Origin of the sequence: Paenibacillus sinensis (assembly GCF_019904155.1) — a bacterium.
Lineage (GTDB): Bacteria > Bacillota > Bacilli > Paenibacillales > Paenibacillaceae > Paenibacillus_AQ > Paenibacillus_AQ sinensis.
Map to the genome: position 1 here is coordinate 1 of NZ_JAHCMB010000180.1, position 21,948 is coordinate 21,948.

At 48.4% G+C, this 21,948-nt stretch carries 25 protein-coding genes and 1 pseudogene; 12 read left to right on the plus strand and 14 right to left on the minus strand.

The annotated features are described in order from the left end of the window. Nucleotides 1–498 precede the first annotated feature (498 nt). Nucleotides 499–1,329: an AraC family transcriptional regulator gene (locus tag KIH86_RS20150; protein WP_223086880.1), complete on the plus strand. Its 831-nt coding sequence runs from the start codon at nucleotides 499–501 to the stop codon at nucleotides 1,327–1,329. Nucleotides 1,330–1,429: 100 nt separating this feature from the next. Here the strand turns inward: KIH86_RS20150 and KIH86_RS29620 are convergent, their stop codons facing one another. Further along, nucleotides 1,430–1,960, minus strand: a complete 531-nt coding sequence (locus KIH86_RS29620; RefSeq protein ID WP_235775512.1) for a GNAT family N-acetyltransferase — start codon at nucleotides 1,958–1,960, stop codon at nucleotides 1,430–1,432. A 216-nt stretch (nucleotides 1,961–2,176) separates the two neighbouring features. Here KIH86_RS29620 and KIH86_RS20165 point away from each other — a divergent pair, with 216 nt between their 5' ends. The 4 genes from KIH86_RS20165 to KIH86_RS20180 all read left to right on the plus strand — a co-directional run bounded on the left by KIH86_RS20165 (nucleotide 2,177) and on the right by KIH86_RS20180 (nucleotide 5,795). Next, a complete protein-coding gene (locus KIH86_RS20165) occupies nucleotides 2,177–3,205 on the plus strand; it encodes an ATP-binding cassette domain-containing protein (protein WP_223086882.1) in 1,029 nt (342 codons plus the stop codon). Continuing rightward, complete coding sequence (locus KIH86_RS20170; RefSeq protein WP_223086884.1) at nucleotides 3,202–4,014, plus strand: ABC transporter permease; 813 nt, start codon at nucleotides 3,202–3,204, stop codon at nucleotides 4,012–4,014. Before KIH86_RS20165 ends, KIH86_RS20170 begins: the two co-directional genes overlap by 4 nt. Nucleotides 4,015–4,207: 193 nt before the next feature. Then, nucleotides 4,208–4,735: a TetR/AcrR family transcriptional regulator gene (locus KIH86_RS20175; RefSeq protein WP_223086888.1), complete on the plus strand. Its 528-nt coding sequence runs from the start codon at nucleotides 4,208–4,210 to the stop codon at nucleotides 4,733–4,735. A gap of 91 nt (nucleotides 4,736–4,826) precedes the next feature. Continuing rightward, nucleotides 4,827–5,795 carry an NAD-dependent epimerase/dehydratase family protein gene (locus KIH86_RS20180; protein ID WP_223086890.1) on the plus strand — a complete coding sequence of 323 codons (969 nt, stop codon included), beginning with the start codon at nucleotides 4,827–4,829 and terminating at the stop codon, nucleotides 5,793–5,795. A gap of 60 nt (nucleotides 5,796–5,855) precedes the next feature. Here the strand turns inward: KIH86_RS20180 and KIH86_RS20185 are convergent, their stop codons facing one another. The 7 genes and pseudogenes from KIH86_RS20185 to KIH86_RS20215 form a co-directional block, all read right to left on the minus strand. Continuing rightward, nucleotides 5,856–6,497: an HAD family hydrolase gene (locus KIH86_RS20185; RefSeq protein WP_223086893.1), complete on the minus strand. Its 642-nt coding sequence runs from the start codon at nucleotides 6,495–6,497 to the stop codon at nucleotides 5,856–5,858. Nucleotides 6,498–6,651: 154 nt separating this feature from the next. Beyond that, complete coding sequence (locus KIH86_RS20190; RefSeq protein WP_223086895.1) at nucleotides 6,652–7,185, minus strand: CDP-alcohol phosphatidyltransferase family protein; 534 nt, start codon at nucleotides 7,183–7,185, stop codon at nucleotides 6,652–6,654. A gap of 55 nt (nucleotides 7,186–7,240) precedes the next feature. Then, the gene (locus tag KIH86_RS20195) at nucleotides 7,241–8,434 is read right to left on the minus strand and encodes a Ger(x)C family spore germination protein (RefSeq protein WP_223086898.1); all 1,194 of its coding nucleotides are present in this window, start codon (nucleotides 8,432–8,434) and stop codon (nucleotides 7,241–7,243) included. Next, a complete protein-coding gene (locus KIH86_RS20200) occupies nucleotides 8,427–9,530 on the minus strand; it encodes a GerAB/ArcD/ProY family transporter (RefSeq protein WP_223086900.1) in 1,104 nt (367 codons plus the stop codon). Before KIH86_RS20200 ends, KIH86_RS20195 begins: the two co-directional genes overlap by 8 nt. Nucleotides 9,531–9,561: 31 nt before the next feature. Then, nucleotides 9,562–11,181: a spore germination protein gene (locus KIH86_RS20205; RefSeq protein ID WP_262416633.1), complete on the minus strand. Its 1,620-nt coding sequence runs from the start codon at nucleotides 11,179–11,181 to the stop codon at nucleotides 9,562–9,564. Nucleotides 11,182–11,242: 61 nt separating this feature from the next. After that, nucleotides 11,243–11,890, minus strand: a pseudogene (locus KIH86_RS20210) (cupin domain-containing protein); the annotation flags it as partial. Between the two features lie 130 nt (nucleotides 11,891–12,020). Then, nucleotides 12,021–12,881, minus strand: a complete 861-nt coding sequence (locus KIH86_RS20215) for a lipase family protein (protein ID WP_316503337.1) — start codon at nucleotides 12,879–12,881, stop codon at nucleotides 12,021–12,023. Nucleotides 12,882–13,105: 224 nt separating this feature from the next. Here KIH86_RS20215 and KIH86_RS20220 point away from each other — a divergent pair, with 224 nt between their 5' ends. The 3 genes from KIH86_RS20220 to KIH86_RS20230 all read left to right on the plus strand — a co-directional run bounded on the left by KIH86_RS20220 (nucleotide 13,106) and on the right by KIH86_RS20230 (nucleotide 15,377). Then, complete coding sequence (locus KIH86_RS20220) at nucleotides 13,106–14,272, plus strand: pyridoxal phosphate-dependent aminotransferase (protein WP_223086908.1); 1,167 nt, start codon at nucleotides 13,106–13,108, stop codon at nucleotides 14,270–14,272. 288 nt (nucleotides 14,273–14,560) lie between these two features. Continuing rightward, complete coding sequence (locus KIH86_RS20225; RefSeq protein WP_223086911.1) at nucleotides 14,561–14,962, plus strand: DUF5071 domain-containing protein; 402 nt, start codon at nucleotides 14,561–14,563, stop codon at nucleotides 14,960–14,962. 43 nt (nucleotides 14,963–15,005) lie between these two features. Continuing rightward, entirely contained in the window at nucleotides 15,006–15,377 is a 372-nt protein-coding gene (locus KIH86_RS20230) for a hypothetical protein (RefSeq protein ID WP_223086913.1), read from the plus strand. A gap of 98 nt (nucleotides 15,378–15,475) precedes the next feature. On the opposite strand, the gene KIH86_RS20235 is transcribed toward KIH86_RS20230, so the two are convergent. Beyond that, nucleotides 15,476–15,811 carry a winged helix-turn-helix transcriptional regulator gene (locus KIH86_RS20235; protein ID WP_223086916.1) on the minus strand — a complete coding sequence of 112 codons (336 nt, stop codon included), beginning with the start codon at nucleotides 15,809–15,811 and terminating at the stop codon, nucleotides 15,476–15,478. Nucleotides 15,812–15,916: 105 nt separating this feature from the next. Here KIH86_RS20235 and KIH86_RS20240 point away from each other — a divergent pair, with 105 nt between their 5' ends. Continuing rightward, nucleotides 15,917–16,843 carry an NmrA/HSCARG family protein gene (locus KIH86_RS20240; RefSeq protein WP_223086918.1) on the plus strand — a complete coding sequence of 309 codons (927 nt, stop codon included), beginning with the start codon at nucleotides 15,917–15,919 and terminating at the stop codon, nucleotides 16,841–16,843. A gap of 18 nt (nucleotides 16,844–16,861) precedes the next feature. On the opposite strand, the gene KIH86_RS20245 is transcribed toward KIH86_RS20240, so the two are convergent. The 5 genes from KIH86_RS20245 to KIH86_RS20260 form a co-directional block, all read right to left on the minus strand. After that, complete coding sequence (locus KIH86_RS20245) at nucleotides 16,862–17,641, minus strand: SDR family NAD(P)-dependent oxidoreductase (RefSeq protein ID WP_223086921.1); 780 nt, start codon at nucleotides 17,639–17,641, stop codon at nucleotides 16,862–16,864. A gap of 61 nt (nucleotides 17,642–17,702) precedes the next feature. Further along, nucleotides 17,703–18,305 carry a Crp/Fnr family transcriptional regulator gene (locus tag KIH86_RS20250; protein ID WP_223086923.1) on the minus strand — a complete coding sequence of 201 codons (603 nt, stop codon included), beginning with the start codon at nucleotides 18,303–18,305 and terminating at the stop codon, nucleotides 17,703–17,705. 185 nt (nucleotides 18,306–18,490) lie between these two features. Then, nucleotides 18,491–19,639: a YhgE/Pip domain-containing protein gene (locus tag KIH86_RS30190; protein WP_407672326.1), complete on the minus strand. Its 1,149-nt coding sequence runs from the start codon at nucleotides 19,637–19,639 to the stop codon at nucleotides 18,491–18,493. Nucleotides 19,640–19,645: 6 nt separating this feature from the next. Beyond that, nucleotides 19,646–19,951, minus strand: a complete 306-nt coding sequence (locus KIH86_RS20255; protein WP_223110636.1) for a TipAS antibiotic-recognition domain-containing protein — start codon at nucleotides 19,949–19,951, stop codon at nucleotides 19,646–19,648. A gap of 17 nt (nucleotides 19,952–19,968) precedes the next feature. Next, complete coding sequence (locus KIH86_RS20260; RefSeq protein WP_456094022.1) at nucleotides 19,969–20,418, minus strand: MerR family transcriptional regulator; 450 nt, start codon at nucleotides 20,416–20,418, stop codon at nucleotides 19,969–19,971. Between the two features lie 172 nt (nucleotides 20,419–20,590). Between KIH86_RS20260 and KIH86_RS20265 the strand changes: the two genes are divergently transcribed. From KIH86_RS20265 to KIH86_RS20275, 3 genes are all read left to right on the plus strand, one after another. After that, nucleotides 20,591–20,881, plus strand: a complete 291-nt coding sequence (locus KIH86_RS20265) for a hypothetical protein (RefSeq protein ID WP_223086930.1) — start codon at nucleotides 20,591–20,593, stop codon at nucleotides 20,879–20,881. Nucleotides 20,882–20,940: 59 nt separating this feature from the next. Further along, nucleotides 20,941–21,582, plus strand: coding sequence for a hypothetical protein (locus tag KIH86_RS20270; RefSeq protein ID WP_223086933.1), 642 nt, complete (start codon nucleotides 20,941–20,943; stop codon nucleotides 21,580–21,582). A gap of 85 nt (nucleotides 21,583–21,667) precedes the next feature. Continuing rightward, nucleotides 21,668–21,883, plus strand: a complete 216-nt coding sequence (locus KIH86_RS20275) for a hypothetical protein (protein WP_223110638.1) — start codon at nucleotides 21,668–21,670, stop codon at nucleotides 21,881–21,883. Nucleotides 21,884–21,948 lie beyond the last annotated feature (65 nt).

Below are 21,948 nucleotides of genomic sequence, written 5' to 3' on the forward strand. Positions count from 1 at the left end.
GGTTTGCTGTATGGCAAAGTACCAATGAATACTATGGAAAAGAATTATTATGGAGATTTCAAGAATGATCATATAAAAGGTGTCGTAGAAGAACTTCAAAAAAATCCGTAAGAATGAGTACATTTAGTGTTCGTCGTATCCTTATGGGGAAGACTCAATACCTTTATGAAAATTCGTTATCCGGCTTAAACAGCGGAGAGGACTGACTGATTGTGGAAAAGCGGATTCGTTCGCTTTGGTCTCCGGATTTTCACCGCTAAGGGGAATGAAAAAAATCTGGAGAGAGCACAGCGATTGGAACAACGGTCCGTTCGCGCAGCGTCAAACCAAGTGCTCATGTTGACCCTACTAAAAACAAGGTGCTATCCCATGCAGCCATATCTTGGCTTTTTGGACAGCCTCCTGTGCGGGATAAGCAAGACCTGCTCGAATAAAAGGATCACGAGGCGAGGCGGCGAATTGCATTAAGATGTAAACCGGGAATCGATGGAGGAGCGAATGAACAGTTCCAATTTGGTATTTCATATCCATTACTGCAACGGCCGAAAGGTTGGGGAGCGTGCCAGGCCTTTGCGGAGACTCGCCCGGACTCTCGGACATCATGAGCTTGTGCTGACGACCGGAGGAAGTGGGGAATTTAAGCTTGGGGGCAAGACGTATCCGATTGCGGCGGGAATGCTGTACTATATAGCTCCCGGTGTCCCTCATGTGCTGGAGCCGGACCTTATGAATCGTCCCACTTTTATGACGGTGCATTTCGATTACGCGCGCGTCTTGTTTCATGAAGAGAAATGGAGAATTGCAGGCGGCGAACCGAGTATGGGGCTTCGTCCCGCCGGGCAGCTGAAAGATTATTATCAGGTGGAGGACGTCTTTGGTAAATTGATCGACTGCTGGAATGCCAAACGGCCGGGCTACGAAGTGACCGCCAGAGTGCTGCTTCAGGAGCTGTGGATCGCCATTAACCGGAATCTGGGACAGGGCCGCCAGCAGGATGCCGCCTCGCTCAAGGTGGAGAAGGTCATCGCCTATATGAATGAAAAAGTGGAGGGACGCATCACACTGCAAGAGCTGGCCGCACTTGTGCAGCTGGCGCCGACGTATTTGTCGCGTTCGTTCAAAGAAGTTACCGGCTACTCGGTCATCGCCTTCTTCAACAAGCTCAAGATGGACAGAGCCAAGGATATGCTGCTGGCCGGAGACAAGAAAATCAAGGAGGTTGCCCAAGCGCTCGGCTATTCGGACGAATTTTATTTCAGCCGGATGTTCAAGAAGACGGAAGGGATCAGTCCCTCCGAGTTTTACGGCAAGAATGTCCACGGGATTTAATTGGAATGAATGCTGATGACAAGGGGTTGACCCGGCACGAATGATAGCAGCTCGCCTGGGACAACCCCTTGTTGTTGGAGAAGAAGAAGGTTCTTATTCGTTATGCGGTATGGAGGACATCGCCAAATTCCGAGTTCTGCTGCAATCTGCCCTTGGCGAACGGGCATAAGGGCATGAGCTTGATCTCATTCTCCCTTGCATACTCTACTATAGCTTGAACAAGGAGGTCTCCGAGCCCTTGTCCCCGGTATTTATTTTCCACAAAGGTGTGATCAATAATATAAAGCTTCGGGCTTGAAACAACATAGGTCATTTCCGCAGCCATTGAGCCCTCGTCCGAAATCAGAAAACGTCTGCCTGCGGTATCATGTTCAATATGCATCGTTAGCCCGCTTTCTTGTTCGAATTGTACATCATCAAGAAGGTTATACTGCAGCGCTCCGCTTGGACATTTGTCGATATGGCGTGAAATAGCTTCAGCCGAGTCGGCATCCGGGTTCACCCAGGGCCGCTTTTGCAGATTAAATACTTCGGGTAAGCCCTTGACACACACTCCGGAATGGATGCATTTCTCCGAATCAAACGTCACCGTTATCCCTTTTCCGTAATACAGCTTCTGTGTAATCGACATATCTTCACACCCTTCATCGCAGTTTTGAACAAATAGACCGGCGGGTAGTATTCCTTGCCAGAATAGAAGAGAAGCTTCTCTAAATATACCATTCTCAGCAGAGATACACATGCTATATTTAAAATTTGGAATAAAAAAGAAGAGAACGCTGTTTATATGCAGTTTATATTCGCGGATTATCCTTCTAACATCATCGGTTGTTTAGGAGGAATAGTAATGAGTCGAAATTCAAAAAAAGCGCCGCGCCAAGGCGATTGGGCGATCGAAGCGCACGGTCTTGTCAAAACCTTCGGGGAGAACCGGGCAGTGGACGGCGTAAATCTGCAGGTGGGCACCGGCATGATCTATGGAGTGCTCGGACCCAACGGGGCGGGCAAGACGACAACGATCCGGATGCTGGCGACGCTGCTGCGCCCGGATGCGGGCTCGGCGGCCATTTTCGGTCATGATGTGGCGAAGGAGCCGCAGATTGTGCGGCAGCTGATCGGGGTGACCGGACAGTATGCCTCGGTTGACGAGGCGCTTAGCGCTACCGAGAATCTGGTGATCTTCTCGCGGCTGCTGGGACTCGGACGCGCCGAGGCGCGGAAGAAGGCGGCGGATTTGCTGGAGGAATTCGGCTTGACCGAAGCGGCGAAGCGTCCGCTCAAGTCGTTCTCCGGCGGCATGCGCCGGCGGCTGGATCTCGCGGCGAGTCTGATCGCGCAGCCGCCGCTTATTTTCCTGGATGAGCCGACGACGGGTCTCGATCCGCGCACGCGCAATCAGATGTGGGAGACGATCCGCCGGCTGGTCCAGTCGGGCTCAACCGTGCTGCTGACCACGCAGTATCTGGAGGAGGCCGACCAGCTCGCCGACCGGATCGCGGTTATCGACCGCGGGCGGGTCGTCGCGGAGGGCACGGCGGATGATCTGAAAGCGTCTGTCGGCACTTCATCGCTTCAGCTCAGAGTTCAGCAGCCAAGAGACGTCGTGAAAGCCCGCCAGATCATTGAACGGGTGCTGAAGGTCCAGTCCGGCATCTCGGCGGAGGCAGCGAAAATCACGGCCCCCATGGCTTCGGCCGACAAAGTCACCGACCTGCTGATCGCCCTTCGCGAGGCGGGGATACCGCTGACCGAAATGAGCGTGCAGAAGCCGACGCTCGACGAGGTGTTTCTGACGATCACGGGGCATGGCGTGGAAGAGGAGAACGGAACGCAGCCAGCTGACAAAACCGGACAATTGGAGGTACAAACCCGATGAGCACACTAATTAAACCGGGCGCTCAGCGCCAGTTGAAGAACCGTTCCGGCTTCGGCCAGGCGATCCGCAACTCGCTGACGATGGCCTACCGCGGCCTGCTCAAAATCAAGCGCACGCCCGAGCAGTTGTTCGACGTGACGATCCAGCCGATCTTATTCACTCTGATGTTCACTTATATTTTCGGCGGGGCCATCTCCGGTGATGTGCAGAGCTATTTGCCTGTCATTATCCCGGGAATACTCGTGCAGACCGTGATCACGGGATCGGTTGTAACTGGCGTCCAGCTGCGCGAGGATATGGAAAAAGGTGTATTCGACCGCTTCAAGTCGCTGCCGATTTCCAGGATCGCGCCGCTTGCGGGCGCCTTGCTCGCAGACACGATCCGCTATACCATAGCGACCGTCCTTACCTTCGTAATGGGCTACATCATGGGCTTCCGCCCTGATGCCGGGTTTGGCTTCGTAGTCATCTCGGCGCTTCTCGTCATTGCCAGTTCTTGGGCCATCAGCTGGATCTTCGCTTTCTTCGGCGTCATCGCGCGCACCGCATCCAGTGTGCAAGGCATATCGATGATCATCCTGTTTCCGCTGACCTTTGTCTCCAATGCGTTCGTGCCGGTGGACACGATGCCGCACTGGCTTCAGTGGTTCGTCAAGATCAACCCGATCTCCCATCTGGTCTCAGCCGTGCGCGAGCTCTTGAACAACGGGACAGTTGGCAGTGATCTCGTCTTCACCCTCATCGGTGCGGCCGTTATTGTGGCAATATTCGCTCCTATAACTGTACGCGCTTATATGCGCCGCGCCTGATCGCTCTTGTAATGAATGATGCTATTGCTTCAGGCAGAGAGGCAGAGCCCCGTTTCATTCGCGGGGACTGCCTCTTTGTCTTTTTAATACCAAGAGAACATCAATTGCGCCCGGACTTACCTTCCGGTATAATGATTATTGATTCATTACTAACTATCTTGAATGTCAAATTTGATGAGAGGATGGGAATACAATGGCCAAGACAGAGGCAGCTTCCGTCAACCGGAGAGAAGAGATCATTGCCGCGGCGATTGATGTTTTCTCGGAAATCGGATTTTACCGCGCCACGACGGCACAGGTTGCAGAGCGGGCGAAGATTTCGCAGCCTTATATTTTTCGTTTTTTTTCAACTAAAGAAGCATTGCTCCTTGCAGCACTGGAAGTCTCCTGGGAGAGAGTCATCAGCTCCTTCGAGCAGGTGGTGGGTTCAGCGTCTCCATCCAGGCTGGAAGCCGACTTGATCGAGGCATATGAGAGTATTCTGGCCCGGCATTCCAGCGAGATGCTGCTTCAGATGCAGGCCCAGACGATTCAGGCCGACGATATTCGCGAGGCGATGAGAACCGGCTTCGGGGCTGTCCGCCAAATGGTGCTGGATGCTTTTCGGAACGCCGGGATACCTAATGCGGAAGAGCGCACGATGCTTTTTCTCGCCAGAGGGATGTTGTGCAATATTTCAATGGCGCTGAAAATGCCGGAGCTTATGGAAGGAAAGCCGTAAATCCGGCGCCTTCAAAATTAGTTATTGACCAATCACTAACTAGTGGATATAATGAGGTCAAGTAATTGATCAATCACTAAATATAAGCTGAATGGAGAGGATTCATTTGAAAAAAGCAATCGTGCTGGGAGCAACGGGCGGAACGGGATCGGTTATTGCGGCAGAGCTGGTGAAGCGGGGAGTAGAGACCGTGATCTTCGGGCGTTCCCGTGCCAAGCTGGAGAGACTTGCCGGACGTCTGGGTAATCCGAAGCACTTGACGATGGCAACCGGGGATGCGTTCAAACCGGAGGATATTGTGTCGGCGGCGGGAGATGCGGAGGTGCTGTTCCACTGCGCGAACGTGCCTTATCATGAGATGGTCAGCAAGCTGGTTCCGCTTGGAGAAGCGGTGATGGAAGCAGTCATGCGGAAGAATATGAAGATCGTCGCAGTAGACGGAATCTATCCTTACGGCAAGAGACAGAGTGATTATGTAACCGAAGAGCATCCCAAACAGCCGCACACGAAGAAGGGCAAGACCCGGCTTAAGTTCGAGCAGATGATCTTTGACCGCCGCTGGGGCAATGTACAGCGAATGATCGTTCGGCTGCCGGATTATTACGGACCTACGGCCAACGAGGCCTCATACCTGGGAGGGACGCTTGAAGCGATCGCAGCCGGGAAAATGGCGTTCTTCATCGGCAATATGACGATTCCCCGGGAGTATGTGTATTTGCCTGACGCGGCCAAAATGATCGTCGAGCTGGCGGGGCATGACAGCGCATATGGACAGAACTGGAACATTCCGGGCGCAGGAATCATTTCAGGCCGGGATATTGTGCGGATCGCAAGAGAGGCCAGCGGCAAATCCAAACCCGTTATTCCTCTTGGAAGAGTGGGCTTGTCCGTGCTCGGGTTGTTCGTTCCCGTCATGAAGGAAATCATCGAGATGTTGTATTTGACCAAGGAGCCGCTGCTCTTGAGCGGGGAGAAATACCGTAAGCATATCGGCCCGATACCGGCAACCAGCTTTAAGGAGGGAATCACTGAAACGATTCGTGCGCTTAATAGTAATTGATCGATCAATAATGAATACTTACAGACTTTATCTCATTATAAAAAAAGGGGAGGCCGAACCCTATGGATTCAGTCTCCCAACCAGATATGCTCTCAGTTCCGCCACTGTACTTAAAATTTCGTCTGGTTCGTGCCGGCCAAGCTCGTCCACATCCGTATAGCTGCCCCAAGCCGCCGAAAGAATTGGCATCCCGGTCGCTCTGGCGGAATGAATGTCGCTCACCGCGTCCCCGACATAGATGGCCTCCGATTCCTTCAGGCCGAACTGCCGAAGAACTTCCTGGATGCCCTCGGTCTTGCGCTGTCCATGCGGTGAACCCGTCTCGATCCAATCAAAGCGGTTCTCCATTCCGTAAAAAGCCAGGGATACGCGGCAGCTCTGCTCTCCTTTTCCGGTTACCAGCGCGACTATTATTCCTTGTTCCTTCAGGAAGTCCAGAAGCTCTCTCATTCCATCGAAAGGCTCGGCGCACATGCCATGAAGCTCTTCGTAATGGCTCAAATAGGAGCTCAAGCCTTCCTCATAGAAATCCGGGATCAGTGCCATTATGGTCCCTTCTTCGCTCGGGCCGAAGGTTGCGATAATTTCCCCATCGCTCAGCGAACGTCCTGCTAGCGGCTCAATCGCTTTGCGAAATGAGGTGATGCAGAGCGGGAGTGTGTCTGCAACCGTTCCGTCAAAATCAAATATGACAGCTTTCATATTGTTCCACTCCTTGGATTGTTGAGATGACTTTAGCCTATACTATAGTTATACCGACAAGTGCGGCCATGAACTAGTAGAATATTGCCATATTTCATAACAATACCGCCAAATGGATGGAGGTGAATGATTTGCAGGAGATCAAGCTGGCGGCTCATCCTTTGAAAAATAGTCCTTTCCGGTCCGGTTCAAGCCGGGACGACAGGAGCAGCATCATCCATTCTTCGATCGCGGTAAGGGTTGCAACGAAACAAGCTACGGACACTGGCAGCGAGGGCTGGACATAAGGCAGCAGCAACGGGACCGTAAATACCAGTATTCCGGCGGCCTTGTTCCCATACGTGTGAATACCGGCATAAACGCCGAATTTTAGGAACCCGGTAACGATTGATGCTAATTTGACCGCCCCGATTATCGCAATCCAGATCACATAGCTGATATCAAGCTTTAAGGCCGGAATCAGAGTGAACAAGACCGCTCCAATGAACATCAGGTCGGCAGCGGAATCCAGCCTGGCTCCCCGTTCGCTTGTCATGCCCATTCTCCTGGCGAGAACGCCATCCAGTACATCGGTTAAACCGCACAACAAATAAATGGTAATATAAACCGCGCCTAACGGCTTCGGCAGCAGCAGCAGCAGCGCCAAAATCATTCGGCTCCCCGTTATCCAATTGGGAATGTTGTTCATTAATTATTCCTCTCGCTTCGATTGGTTCATGAATCCTCTTCATTATAACAGCTGCTTATTTTTTTGATGAGCCATAATCCGTTATCTTCAGCTTGATGTTGAATGTAACCGGTGTGCGGCTGAAGACTTCGTCCCAGCGATCTTCAAGCTTCTTCCACGTCTTGGGATGCTGAATTCGCAATACATCACGGAAGCCGATTACGTCTGTATGGTATGTGGACTGCAGCTTTGTCATGACTGAGCCGAGCATATCGGACAGCCTTTTCTTGAAAATCTTCTCCGCTTTATCGTTATAGCCGCTGCTGGACGGGTTTTCATCCAAGTCCCAGTTCTCGATCAGCCGTCCCTCTGACTGGATGTCCACTTGAAATGAAATGTCGTCCCCCTTCACACGGGCAGTTATTTTGCGTTTAGCTTTTTTAATCTCATAGGTGACCGGTTTGTTGTGCCAATCATAGCTCTTGATCGTTCCGCCCTCAATCTGATTGGTAATCCAGGCGATGCTCTCCACATCCGTCTGATTCAGAGAGCCGATCCAGCTGCCGGTCTCCCCTTTGATAATCCCGGCACCTGCCGCTTCCGTTAACCCATTGTTTCCACTAATCTCCTGCAAAATGAAGCTCCGTTTGATGCTCAGCAGCTCGTCCAGCTTGGTTAGGTTAATACCCTTCATAACCTTGCCTGTTCTGAAGTGGCCCCTGGGCATATCTTTCAGCTTGAAGGCGGGAATATCGCCGTTCTGTCCGGTTTCTATCGTATCCTTAGCCGATCCATGACTCAAGAATACCATACAGCTTGGACGGATATCGTTGTCACGAAGTATGAAATCCATAATGTTCTCTATACTATGATTTTGAGCCAATGCGGTAGAGACTACAATTACTTTCAAATGGTGACCGATGGCCGGACGATCAAGCTGGAGCGAGAACTCCCGCATGATTTCCAACAAGGAATCGCCGGTTCCTGTAACATTGAAGAATTGAGGAGCTTGTTGGCTCTTCGTCTGCTGATTTCCGCTACCGCTTGACCTCGTCGGAACAATCTGGATGGTGGCTGTCATCAGATTGCGTTTCAGATAACCGACTCCTTCCTTGTCCAGATTTTGTTCAACGGCAGTCGGTTTACCTTCATCCAGAGCCACACCAATGTACATGCTCAGATCCTCAATTTCTTTGCTGCTCCAACAACCCGTTAGAGATATCAGCAAGCAAAGGGACAGCCAAACAGGGAGAATACGGTGTCTAGCCATGACGCTTCAACCCTTTCTTCCGCAGAAGGAAAATGAGGGACAAAGGGCATGTTACCACAAGAAACAGAAATACACTCATCATCCCGATAATGGAGCCCAGCTTAAATATTTCATTCATCGTATGAGGAATGAGAGTAGCGATAAAAATCACCGGCATTAGTGCCAGCAGCACCGTCTTGTATTTCAGATGGAACACCTGCGAAATGCCCAGAGAGGCGCTGAAAAAAAAGCTGGTGAAGTTGCAGAACAGCTGCATCATCCAAATAACCAGAAACGGAAACTCGAACCGTTCAAAGAACAAACCCGAAATTTCAAAGCTTCTAAGGAGATCGATTGTCGGCCATGTGCTTCTCTGTAAGCTGCCGATGGCCACGCTTCCGATCACGATGATGGTGGTCAAAAAATACAGAATCAAAGGGATGCCCAAACCCGCCATCATCGTCTTGACCGCTTGTTCAGGGTGTTGAAGATGAGCGACCAGAACCAGAGTAACTTCACATCCCGAAAAGACGAGGATTGACGACTTCAGCCCTTTGAGTACCGGGGGAAACCCTTCTCCAAGAAAGGGGCGCAGATGGTGGATGTCGAACAATCTCACGCTGAGAAAGAGACTGAGCAGCAGAATCAGAATACATATGGGAAATATGATCTGAAACAGGCGCGCAATCGAATTAATGCCTCCCGCTGCCAAATACACCGAAGCCCATATGAAGGGGATAATGATAGCCCAGATGGGGGTGCCTTCCAGCAAAAAAAATAAGGTCACTTCGGCAAATACGCGAATCTCGAACCCCGCGATCATCACAAAGAAAAGGATGAGCAGAAGCGATAAGGCGCTTCCCGGTATCGTGCCGACGATTTTTTTGGAATATTCGAACACCGTATTTTCCGGAAATTGCTGGCTTAATTTAACCATAATCAGAATGGCGATCATGACCAAGATGCCTCCCAGCAATACGGATAGCCAGGAATCCGGAGTTTGCACTTTCTCGGTGACATCACGCGGCAGAGTAAGGATGCCTGCGCCAAGCACGCTGTCGGTCAAGAAGATGGCCGCCTGCGACGAGGTGATTTTGTCATCGGAGCGAATTAACATTCGGTTTCCCTCCAGCTCGGATCTAATGGATTCAGCGTTGGCGGCGGATCGTCTTCATCATCTGGGGTCTGCGTTTCATCAAGTTCAACGGGGCGCGGATGAACAAGTCCTTCCAGTCCCGGATACGGAAGGGGGAGATGGGCGTTACGTACGGAACCCCAAAGCTCTTCAGTCTGGTCAGATGGCTGCAAATGAACAGGAAGAACAGAATTGTCCCCAAAATTCCGAGGACAGCGGCGAAGAACATGCCGACAAAACGCAAAATACGCAGCGTAATCCCTGTGCTGTACATCGGGATGGAGAAGGAGGCGACGGCAGTTACTGAGACGACGATGACGAGAAACGGACTGACGATGCCGGCCTGAACGGCCGCTTCACCGATGATGAGGCCACCGACGATACCCATTGCCGGACCAATCGGCTTCGGCAGTCTTATCGCCGCCTCCCGCAGAATTTCAATCGAAACCTCCAGAATTAGAATCTCGATCAGAGATGGAAAGGGGACACGCTGGCGTGATTGGATTATGGTGATCGCCAGATCGGTCGGTATCAGGCCCGGGTGAAAGGATATGAACGATATATAGAGCGAAGGGGCCATCAGGGCCAGAAAAGCGGCTGCGAACCGGAGCAAGCGTAATAATGAGCTCCCGATCCAGCGTTCATAATAATCCTCCGGCGACTGGAGGAGCATGGTGAATGTTACCGGAACAATGAGCGCGAACGGGGTCCCGTCCAACAGAATCGCAATCCGCCCATCCATTAATGCGTTCATTACCCTGTCAGGTCTTTCCGTGTTCTGGGCCTGTTGGAACGGACTCAGCATGTCATCCTCAATCAACTGCTCCACATAACCCGACTCGGCGATAAAATCCAGATCGATGTTCGCAATCCGCTTCTCCACTTCCCGCAGCAGCTCCGGGTTTACGATATCCTTCATGTAAGCGAGAACCAAGTCTCTTTTGACAACGTTCCCGACGACATGTTTCTTCATTTCCAGCTTCTCCGTTCGCCCTTGACGCCGCAGGATGGCGGTGTTATCACTCAATTGCTCGGAGAAGCCCGTTCTTGGACCGCGCACCAGCCCTTCCGAGATCGGTTCCGCTATGCTTCTGGTCTTCCCGTCAGGCGTACCGACGAGCAGGGCTTGCGGCATTCCTTCAACCAGCAGAGCTGTATTGCCGTTCAAGATCGCTTCGTTCAGATTTACAAGCTTGGCCTCTTCAGTCACTTCGCTTGCCGGCAGCAGGTTCTTGATCAAGCATGCTGCGAAATCATTCGGTGAAAGCAGCTTGAGTCCGTATTTCCCGTCAGGCCAGGCAGCAGTCATGAATGCTTGCATTACCTGGGTATCGATATGCTCCTCAGCGATCATGCCTTCTACATAAATCAGCGTTGCCCGCTTCTGAAATGCCGGAATTTCGAAATCGCGGAAGTGGACATCGCAGTTACCGCCGATCGCTTCTTGGATAGCGCTTCGATTACTTTCGTAATCTGCAGACAACGGTGTGTCACTCTTATCCTCCACAGCTTGAACTTCGCCGGAGGTTCCCACGTCTCCGTTCTTTCCTTCTATTTTTTTGAGCGCAGTACGAATCCGGTTGATCAAGCGAATGAAGACGATGGGGATCAGCAAAGTAAATCCCGCCTGCATAAAGATTGTCCACTCCGGAATATATGATAAAATCTTCGGCCACACCTACCCCAACTCCCAGCTAGTCCTCTTGTTTGTTAACTTGCCCAGAAACTGGATTTACATGCAGCGATGCCCTATATGGGTATTTGACGACCGGCCATTTTTCTTTGCGGAGCTTCGAGATGAACTGGGGGGTCACGTTCAGGTTGCTCTCAACCAACTGGTGAGGCGTCAGCGCCATCCATTGATTCAGTGAAACGTCCTGGAACCGGTCGCTTTTGAACATTTCCAGAAACCACAGGGTGGTATCTCCGGTGTTCTGGATGTAGTGGCCGAACGCGAAGGGGACGTATCCGACATCCCCGGCCCTGAAATCGAATGTTCGGGCGTTGCCGTTGGCGCCGAATACCGTCATTCGGCCGCAGCCGGACAAATAGTATTGCCATTCATCGTTGTTGGGATGCCAGTGAAGCTCGCGCATGGCGCCGGGTTCGATCTCCACGAGAGCGGCTGCGATTTGCTTCGCGGCCGGGAAATTGGTGGAGTCCACAATCCGCACCGATCCGCCGGGCGTCTTGATCGGCTTCTGGGCAAGCAGCTCATATTTGAAGGGAAGCGGAACCGTTCCGTATGGGGATGAGACGGCCTGACTTTCGATCGGGCCTGGCACTTCGTCCTGATAGATATAGACTTGATCGCTCGGAATAAGATCGAACTCGGCAGCCGGAGCGGAGGGGCCTCCTAATAGAAAATCCTCTTTGTTTGTGCTTACGGGGAAGGAGGTTCCTCCGATGACCCTGCCGCCTGCGAGCATAATCTCAACGTCGATTTGGTAGTGACGATTTCTTTCCCCAGATTCAACGCGGGAGCGGGTCGGAAGCGTAGGGCACAGCTCTAAATCCGTTTAATTTGATCCGGTTCTCACGGTCCGTGTCGTCAGAGGGGCAGAAGCCGGGATAAGCCAGATTTAGCCGGCGGGCGAATTCGGGGTCCAGTTTGGCCAGTTCGGCGTAATAGCTGCCAATTACGTGATTATCGCCCACACCGCCATTTTGAAATGAAAGGGGGGAGAGCGTCTTTACATGTTTGTAATAATAGCGTTTATCCCGTTTCGGCACCTTGTATACAGTAGGCGGAGCCAAGGTGACAACGTCAAACGTGTTGGCGAAGCGCCAGCTGTTCGGGACGTAAGCGATACATGCTTTTGCAAAATCCGGGTCGCCGACGCGCGGAGAACCGTAGGTGTATAACAAGGGCGATTTGAAGGCGGTGTTGGCAGCCGTATCCACAGCGCATAGAGTAGCCAAGGCTGCGCCAAGGCTGTGCCCCGTAACATACAGGATTTTCTCCGGCGGCAGCTTGCCGAGCGCGCGCAGCAGCTCCTCCCGGGCCGAGGAGTAGATCGCGGTGAAACCGCGATGAGTGAAGCAATTGTCGCTGATGTAGCGGAACTTCTTCTGGGAAGCCAGCGCATCCGATATCCAGTTGGTTGTGGTGACGGTTCCCCGAAAAGCAATGATGATCTCCTCAGGCGCTTCCAGAATAAAGCCGAAGGTCTCCCATACATTCGTGATGGATTTTGCGCGGATGATATGGCTAACCGTGTACGGAGACGGAACCACAAAAGAGCCGTCCTCACTGGCGAACTGGACATAGGTTTGTCCACAGACGGCAGCCAGAAAAATGGCCCGCTGATCATGGATTTTGCTGTCTGTCATGTGCATCTCACCTTTCTAATTCTTTATGTATGATGAAAATGCCCGGATGGTGCCTGGCGATTATTCAAATGAGTACTGTGAAAATAAAGAATTTTCCAGAATGATATTGACACTTCTCGACAGCAACTCTATACTGTAGACCATTAATCCGACAAAGCAAGTATGCTTTATTTTGAAGAATCAGCTGCTCTATCGGATTGGAACTGACAGGAGGAGAGATCGAAATGCCGGAGTTAAGCAATAGATTGGACGGCTTTACGGAATCGATTATTCGAAAAATGACCCGCATAGCGAAGCAGTATGATGCAATTAATCTGTCCCAAGGGTTTCCGGATTTCGATCCGCCCCGGGAACTGCTGGATGAATTGCGAATAGCGGCGGATGAAGGCCCTCATCAGTATGAGATCACCTGGGGTTCCGAGCTGTTCCGGAAGAAACTGGCGGAGAAGCAGAGCAAGTGGATGGGAATACCGGTTGATCCGGATTCTAATATAGTCGTGACCTGCGGCAGCACCGAGGCCATGATGGCGGCGATGATGTCCGTGTGCAATCCTGGCGATAAAGTAATCGTCTTCTCACCCTTCTACGAAAATTATACCGCGGATGCCATACTGACCGGCGTCACCCCGATTTATGTACCGCTTGCCCCACCGGAATTTCTGTTTGAACCCGAACAATTGCGTCACGCATTCGAGCAGGGTGTCAAAGCGATCATTCTGTGCAACCCCTCCAACCCTACGGGCAAAGTATTCACGCGCAGCGAACTGGAAACGATCGCCAGCCTTGCCGTGGAATTCGATACATTTGTTATTACGGATGAAGTATACGAGCATATTGTGTTCGAACCTTATAAGCATACATATATGGCTTCTCTTCCGGGCATGTTCGAGCGGACGCTGTCCTGCAGCTCGCTCTCCAAGACGTATTCCATAACCGGTTGGAGACTCGGCTATATTATCGGGCCTGCCGGGGTCATTGATGTCTGCCGGAAGGTGCATGATTTCCTGACAGTGGGAGCCGCAGCCCCGCTGCAAAGAGCGGCGGTCAAGGGCTTGGAAATGGACGACGCCTACTATGAGGAGCTTACCCGGAGCTATGAGCGGAAACGGACGCTGTTTCTGGACGGCTTGGACCGGATTGGCCTCAAGTATTACAAGCCCCAAGGTGCCTATTATGTGCTGGTCGATATCAGCGAGTTCGGCGAGCCGGATGATTACAAGTTCTGCGAATGGCTGGCAAGTGAAATCGGAGTGGCAGCGGTTCCGGGCTCAAGCTTTTTCCGGGAGGATGTGAGGCAGTATATCCGGTTCCATTTTGCCAAGAAGGAAGAAACGCTGATCGAGGCGCTGAAACGGCTGGATAAGCTGAAGCAGTACCGGAAATCCGAATAATCTAAAGTGTAAACAGAAGAGGTATTTCTCCTGCCTGGTAAAATATGAAGATGGCAACGTATGCGTCAGTAACGGCGGAGCTTGTGACATGCACCCCCTTGGGATGGAGCGGATAGACCCTGTGGTCTAGATGAGCTATTCCAAGGGTGTTTTTGTGACCATGCAATCATCTTTCGCAGAAGGATTTGGGGGCAATAATCTGGAATAATATGCGTTATCGGGCAAAATGTATGCGAGGTGTCGCAATCAGGCTGCAACAATCAAAAGATAATAATTCTGGAGGACTTTATGGAGGATTTAACCAAGTATTTGCCAAGAGATAAGCATGATTTCGAGAGCGTAGCTGTATTGAAGAATGTCGACAAATCCATAACCATCACGCTGATTCCACAATTGCTGGAATGGCTGCAAGACATGAATTGGCCTATCGCACAGGAGGTTGCCAAGCTGCTGCTTCAATACCCGGAAGAGACTGTTCCTCATGTGAAGGCTGTTTTGCAGATGGATGATGATATTTGGAAAGAGTGGTGTTTACGATATTTTGTTCAAGAACTGCCGGTCGAATTATTTGCATGCTTCAAATCGGATTTAATCCGGATCTCAAGCAATCCGACTCCGGGAGAAGTACTAGAGGAAGTTCATGAAACTGCTAAAGAAATATTGGAGATAATGGAAGAGCGGTTAAAATAACATAAATGCTGCTAAGCGATAGGCAAATGAGAGGAGATAACCAATGTCAAGCGAAAAAAACTTCACCCCTATTTTTGACCAGTTGAAAAAAATCTTGAAAGAGTATGAGCCCGAGATGGTTGTAAAGACGGACTCATCCGAGCAATATTATCTGGATACACACAAGATCAATCCCATGAATAAGAAAGCTATATTCTTCGCCGCAACGATCATCAAGAAAAACTACGTCAGTTTTTATCTGATGCCAATCTACTCGTATCCAGAGCTATTGAATGAGATTTCGGATTCATTAAAGAAACGGATGCAGGGGAAATCCTGTTTTAATTTTAAAGTGCCGGATGATGATTTATTTCAGGAATTGAAAATCTTAACGAACAAAGGCTATCAGAAGTATAAAGAAATGGATTTGATCTAACCTTTTGGGTAGTATCTTCCTACAAAGTGCGTACTTTTTTCCTTGAACCAGGCGTCGTATAATTCACAAGAAAGGAGGAAAGCCGCTTTTTAAACGGTTCATTCCTTCGATGATTGTTGGTTAGCATGACCCCACTCGCCCATAAGCTGTAGGATGGGAATCAGGGTTTTGCCATTTTCGGTTAACGAATATTCGACTTTGGGGGGGACTTGTTGGTATGCTTCCCGGTTGATTAGCAAGGACGCTTCCAGTTCTTTAAGCTGCTGGCTGAGCATCTTGTGGGTGATGCCGACAATATTCTTTTTAAGCTCTCCGTATCTCAGAACATCGTGTTCGAACAGATGGCCGAGTATGAGCCATTTCCATTTCCCGCCTACAACGGATAAAGTATATGCGATCGAGTGTCCGCATACTTCTTTGGGTTCGTCTGCCATCTATACTTTCCTTTCTTACTATATGATATAAAAAAGCTTATACAGCTAATACCAATCATAAGGTCTGAAAGGTTGAAATTCAACTTTATTAATGGAGGAGATCTTATGCAAACCGCTGCAACTTACAAGCCCACGCCTGCCGAATTCCTGGTAATTGGGGCTACTGGAACACAAGGAGGAGCAGTGGCCCGGCAATTACTGGCTCATCATCACCGCGTCAGGTTCCTGACACGCTCACCAGAGTCACCTGCGGCACGTCGGTTGATTGAAGCGGGGGCCCAAGCGGTTTCGGGAGATTTGGGTGAACCGTCCTCGCTCGAGTCGGCTTTATCTGGGGTTAACGGTATTTTTTCAATGTCGCCGCTTGACGGCAGAGGCCCGGATTCGGAGAAGTTGTACGCATCGGTATTGGTGAACGCGGCGATTAGGGCAGGCGTAAGCCAATTCGTGCATGCATCCGTTGCAGGTATCGAGCGTACCCCCAATCACGATGCGCCTCAGACACTGGTCAAATATTGGAACGATAAATGGGAGATTGAAGAGATTGTACGAAGTGCAGGCTTTGGGTCATGGACGATTTTACGTCCGACATGGGTTATGGAAAATTTGGCCCAGCCGGCAGCGCAGTTCATGTTCCCCCAGCTGAAGAGAGGAGAAATTTATACAGTACTGAAGGCCGACACGCGTCTTGACATGGTTGCGGCAGACGATATCGGCGCATTTGCTCGTGCTGCATTGGAAGATCCGGTTCGATTCAACGGTAAAAATATCGACATCGCCGGCGATTCGATTACTATGAACGAGGTTGCCATTAGTTTGAGCAGGGTATTGGGCAAACAAGTCAGGTCTGTTTTTCTCCACCCATCTGAGGCTGTGGTGCAAGGATTGCATCCTAACGTTGTCAATTCGCAGGATTACAGAAATAAGGTTGGTTTTCAAGTCGATATAGAGGAATTACGTCACTACGGCATCCCGTTGACATCGTTCGAAACATGGGCGCAGAGAAACAGCTCTAAAATTGAAGTGGAATGAATATGATTTAGCGGCATCTCAAGGTAATTTATATTTGGTTACTCTTCTGAACACGATTCTTCTCAATATGAATCCGGGGATTTTTGAGACAAGCTTCATGCTGCCTGGAAAAATAACCGGAACGTTCTCCATTAGCTTCATGACAGCAATCTCTGCTACCTGCTGTGGCGACATCAATGAGGTCTTCTTATTCTCGTTACCGGCATGATGAAAGAAATTCGTATCCGTGTCGCCTGGGCATAAACAGCTTATCTTAAGCTTCGTATGTCTCATTTCATACCGCAGTGCTTCGGTGAAGGACAGCACAAACGCCTTAGTTGCTCCGTAGACGCTATAGTACGGCAATGGATATAAGGCAGCTATGCTTGCCACATTCAGGATAGATCCTTTCGAAACTGTCATGAGGTCTGGCAGGAAATGATGGGTGAGCTTCACGAGTGCATGGATATTCAATTCGATCATCCTGATCTGCTCATCGATATCAAGGTGGTCGAACTCTCCAAACATCCCGGCTCCTGCATTGTTCACCAAGGTGTCGATGATAATATTCTGTGACTTGCACCATTCATTGATGGACCTGGGGGCTTCTTTTTCTGATAAGTCGCAGGTGAACCATAACACCCTGATTGGATAACGCTCCATCAGCCGCGTAGATGCTTCCTTCAACAGGTGCTGCCTTCTTGCAACCAATACTAAATTAGCCCCGCGCTTAGCAAAAGCTTCAGCCAGTTCAATCCCGATCCCGCCGCTTGCCCCAGTAATCAATGTACAAGTATCGCAACGATCGTTCGCATCCATTTGATAATCTCCCAACGTACGAAATTTATACAGATCATACAATAGGAGAATGGTTCTTTCTTTAACATTTGTTAAGTTTCTTCAACTTACTTCTAATTCTGCTGAGCGACACTTGAGAAATGCCAAGATACGAAGCAATATGCCCAAGGTTGATACGTTCCTCTATATGGGGGTGACGCCTAAGTAAATGAACATATCTCTCGGAGGCAGTCTCCAATTGGAAGCTGCTCTCACGCTCTTCTTTATAGATTAAGGATTGCTCTTGTAACTTTGCTATCAACTGTAACCAGAACAAGCTTTCGCTAGTCATTTGTTGGAATGAACGGTAGTCCGCGCAGAGCAGCAGGCAGTCCTCCAGGGCTTCAATATAATAATGTGATTCCTGCCCAAGAAGCAGTGCCGAATACGAAATGACTGAGCCTTCAAAACAAAAATATTTGGTCACGTCGTTGCTTTTGCCATCCACATAGTAGCAGCGCAACAAGCCTGACACATTATAGGCCAGCTTATGAGGGATATCCCCCTCTTTGAGAAAAAACTCCTTTTTGCTTAGGCGTACCGGCTTGAAGATGTCCATGGCATTTCTTTTTTCTGCTTCTGGAACTGTTGTGGACATTAGTGCTTCCATAGTGTGGAATAAGGAATCATACCAACTATTTTTCATGAGAGCGTCCTGCCTTATAAGAATTTGAATCAATGTACTCTGTATTATGACTTTGCAGCCATGGTAGGCACTGTTAGAAAGGATACAATAGACTGTTGCTGTTCAAGCCCAAGAGGAATAGATTATGGAGTACAGGGATGGAACTATTTAGATTCAAGGACGATGATAATATAGGAGAAATGGTCTTATTCTGCTGTCGATTGAATGATAGCTTTATTTGTTTTTGGTTGGTTATCATTTACCTGTTGAGGCCATTTACGCCAGATAATAAAAAGGAGCGCAAGGGAAGAGATAACCAAAATAGTTACTAACCGCAGTTCATAATCGCTAATGGGCCCTCCATACATTAATCCAAAATCAATTTGAGTATTCGGATACATTGGGGTTATACAACTGATTGTCTTGAACAGATCAGGCATCATTTGAAGTGGCATTGTTCCTCCGCCAGCGATTGTCTGTGCAAGCATTAAAAAGATGTTGATGAAGATACCATTTTGCCCAAGCAATAGTGAAAATACTAATGTAAATTGAAAAGCTGTTATCTGCNAGATCAACAACTTTTGAAGGCTTACAGAAATCAGGATTCTTGCCATGATTATGCCAAACAATGGGGTAAGAACGGATATAACGCAGCCTGCGGCTTCTATATACAAAAATGCTTTTCGTTTACCGACAATTGGAATAAACGCCAAGAAGATATTCATTAGTACTATCGCAACTACCATTGAGGAAGCATATGTTCCAATCGATAAGAAAGAAGGCGCCATAATGTAATCCATGCTCTGTGGTGCTGTATGGGTATAAACATTTTTCTGCACAACTGAATTCTGCAACTGCGCAGTAATGGCCTGTTGCTGCTCGCTGTTAACGTTCATAGAACCTAGTATTTCGGCAAGTTTTTTCTGGCCAATTGCCTTATTAAAGTTATCTGTAATTGATTGTGCGACCGCTGTCATGGTTGTTGTCGTTGTCATCGTATTGGATTGGTTAATATAAAAATCAAATTCAGATTTTCCGCATGCCAGATTAGAAAAAAAGTTTTGTGGAATTACAATAACCATTTGAATAGAACGGTTGTCTAATGCTTCTTTGCTTTGTTCCAAACTTTGTCCTGTCGTAATTTTTTTAAAAGGAAGATTAGCAGTCAGTTCTTGTTGAATGGCTTCGCCCTGTGAACCATCCAGATTTACGACATTAACACTGAGTTCATCTACACCTCCGGGTAAAACATGGTATCCATAAATATATAATCCTACCATTGCAGTTTGATAAAAAATGGCAAGTATTACGGCATAGAGCACCCCTTTATTTTTTAAAAATTTGGCGAGATTCATTGACTATCATCCTTTCGTAAACCCTTCTTCTACACCATCAATTTCAATGTCATGGCTTTTAAGGTATAATCGCAAAGCCTTGATAAGGAAATTTTCGATAGGCTTTTTGACATCTTCAACTTCGTCCGGCCAGTTCTTTATATCTTGCCCTACATAGATTAACGATTTAAGTAGTTTAGCGTCACCTTCTGTAAATCGGTTGGTCATACTCCACCAGCGTTTTGCAAGTTCTTGACCATCTTCACCAGCCGGATCAGCATTAGTTTCGTATAATTGTTCCAAGCGCTTAAATATATCTTTAACATAATCCATGTTATCTGGTGCTCCAATTAATTGAAGGGCGTAATTTTTAAGTTGGTCGTCATCAAAATAACGAACCGCAAACNAATTACACGATCCATATTGATATCTTCATTGTTTAAAGTTTCTGCAATCGTAGCGTCCAACATTTTTACAGTGTGATTTAAGTTCTCGATTTGTTCGATAAGCACTTTTCTCTGTTGAAAGAACATCTTTTTGAAGTCGGGACCGGTTTTAAAATCCAATATTTTATCTTTAATTTCTTCTAAAGAGAAGCCAATTGATTTCAAGAAAAGTATTTGTTCTAAGCGCATCAAATTTTCACGCGTGTATCTTCTTCTGCCACCTTCTGTTACTAAGGGTTTCAAAAGATTTTGTTCATCATAATATTGTAGAGTCCTCACAGAAACGCCTACCATATTTGCTAATTCACCTGTTGAAAACAAGTGTTCCTTTTGCTCCATTTTAATTCTCCTCATATCTAGATTGATCTTTGATTCTGATGTTGTCGTAATTCTAATACATCACGCCACGTGACATGCAAGGGGGGAATGAATTTTTTGAAATATTTGCTCTTGGAAAATGAATAAAAAAAATTAAAGCCTGACTATTGTAGCCCGTACCGCCAGGTATAAAATGGAGGTGAGATTGATGACAACAACACGTAAAATCACGCATATAGGTTTAAGCATTCTGTTTCTTTTTGCTCTGTTCATTCTTGGGAATATAGATACAGCACACGAACCATCTGTAGAGTCAGCAAAAACAAACAATGTTAATTCGACATTGCATTTTAATTACCGCACTCCAACTGAGAACAAGCTCACTCCGCATAAATCGCTGGAAGTTCCTATTATCGACGAAGAAAAAACGCCCGTTAAACTCCTTCCGATTTATAAGGAAGAAGATACTCCGCGAATTAAACTTGTTCCATCCAAGTAAGCTTCAGAGCCTATATAGGCTGTATATTCTTATCCAATGTAAATTGTAGGTGAAGCCACATGAAATCAATCGGCGTTGTTAAATTTGGCGGGATTACATTGATCATTTCGGGTGTTCTCTTTTTTACGCAATATCTGTTTGTTCTGCCCGCAGGGGCTCCCCCGTTACCGGATGCGGATCTGATGGCCTGGGTGCAGAAATGGCGGTTCAATATTTCAATGGCAGACGAGTTGTTGTTTTTTGCCACATTATTGTTGATTCCTTCAATCGCTGCATTGTACCGGATACTGGTCAAGGTGGATAAGCTCAAAACATTGCTGGGATGCGGCCTGCTGGCTGTCATCATCCCAATCTATGTATTCCTGGACATCGTCCTGGGCCGCTTGGTCTACCCAGTCTATGATATTGAACTTTCACCCGATATCCTCAAGCTGGTACTCAGCATTTACTATGGGGGCATGCACTCAATAGCGATCATTTTATGTATGGCAACCATCCTATTATGTCTCATTCTGAGAAAAAGTGTGCTCGGCAAACCTGTGTCCAATTTCGGATTTGTAGTTGCGGCGCTCGACCTAATTGGCGCGTATCCTTGGTTGCTTGCAACTCCTATCGTATTTATTTCTCAGTTGGCTCCAGCCTTATGGTTTGTTGCGCTTGGGATATGTATGGTGCGGAGATCTAGGGGAACGGGGGAATAAGCTTCCTGGTTTTTGGACCAAGGGAGCTTTTGGTAATCGGGACAAAAACAAGAAGTTGCCCCTATTGGAACTAACTTGTTGTAAATTGGATAATATTGTTGGAGAGTTCAAGCATCTGTTCAAGTCTGACAAAGGCGAACTGAATCAAAAGGTCGAGGATTCTTTAAATGAATTGGGTAGCGATGGTTGGGAATTGGTTGCAGTTGATGGGACCTGTTCTACCTTAAAAGGGAGACTTGATCTGAAAATTAGTATTAATGATGATGTGTTTTATGATGCGAATGAACTTATAGATGAATAGTGCGAGAACAAGAATAAAATACGACGAGTATAGAAGACGGAGCGGGGTAACAGTCGCTTCGATTT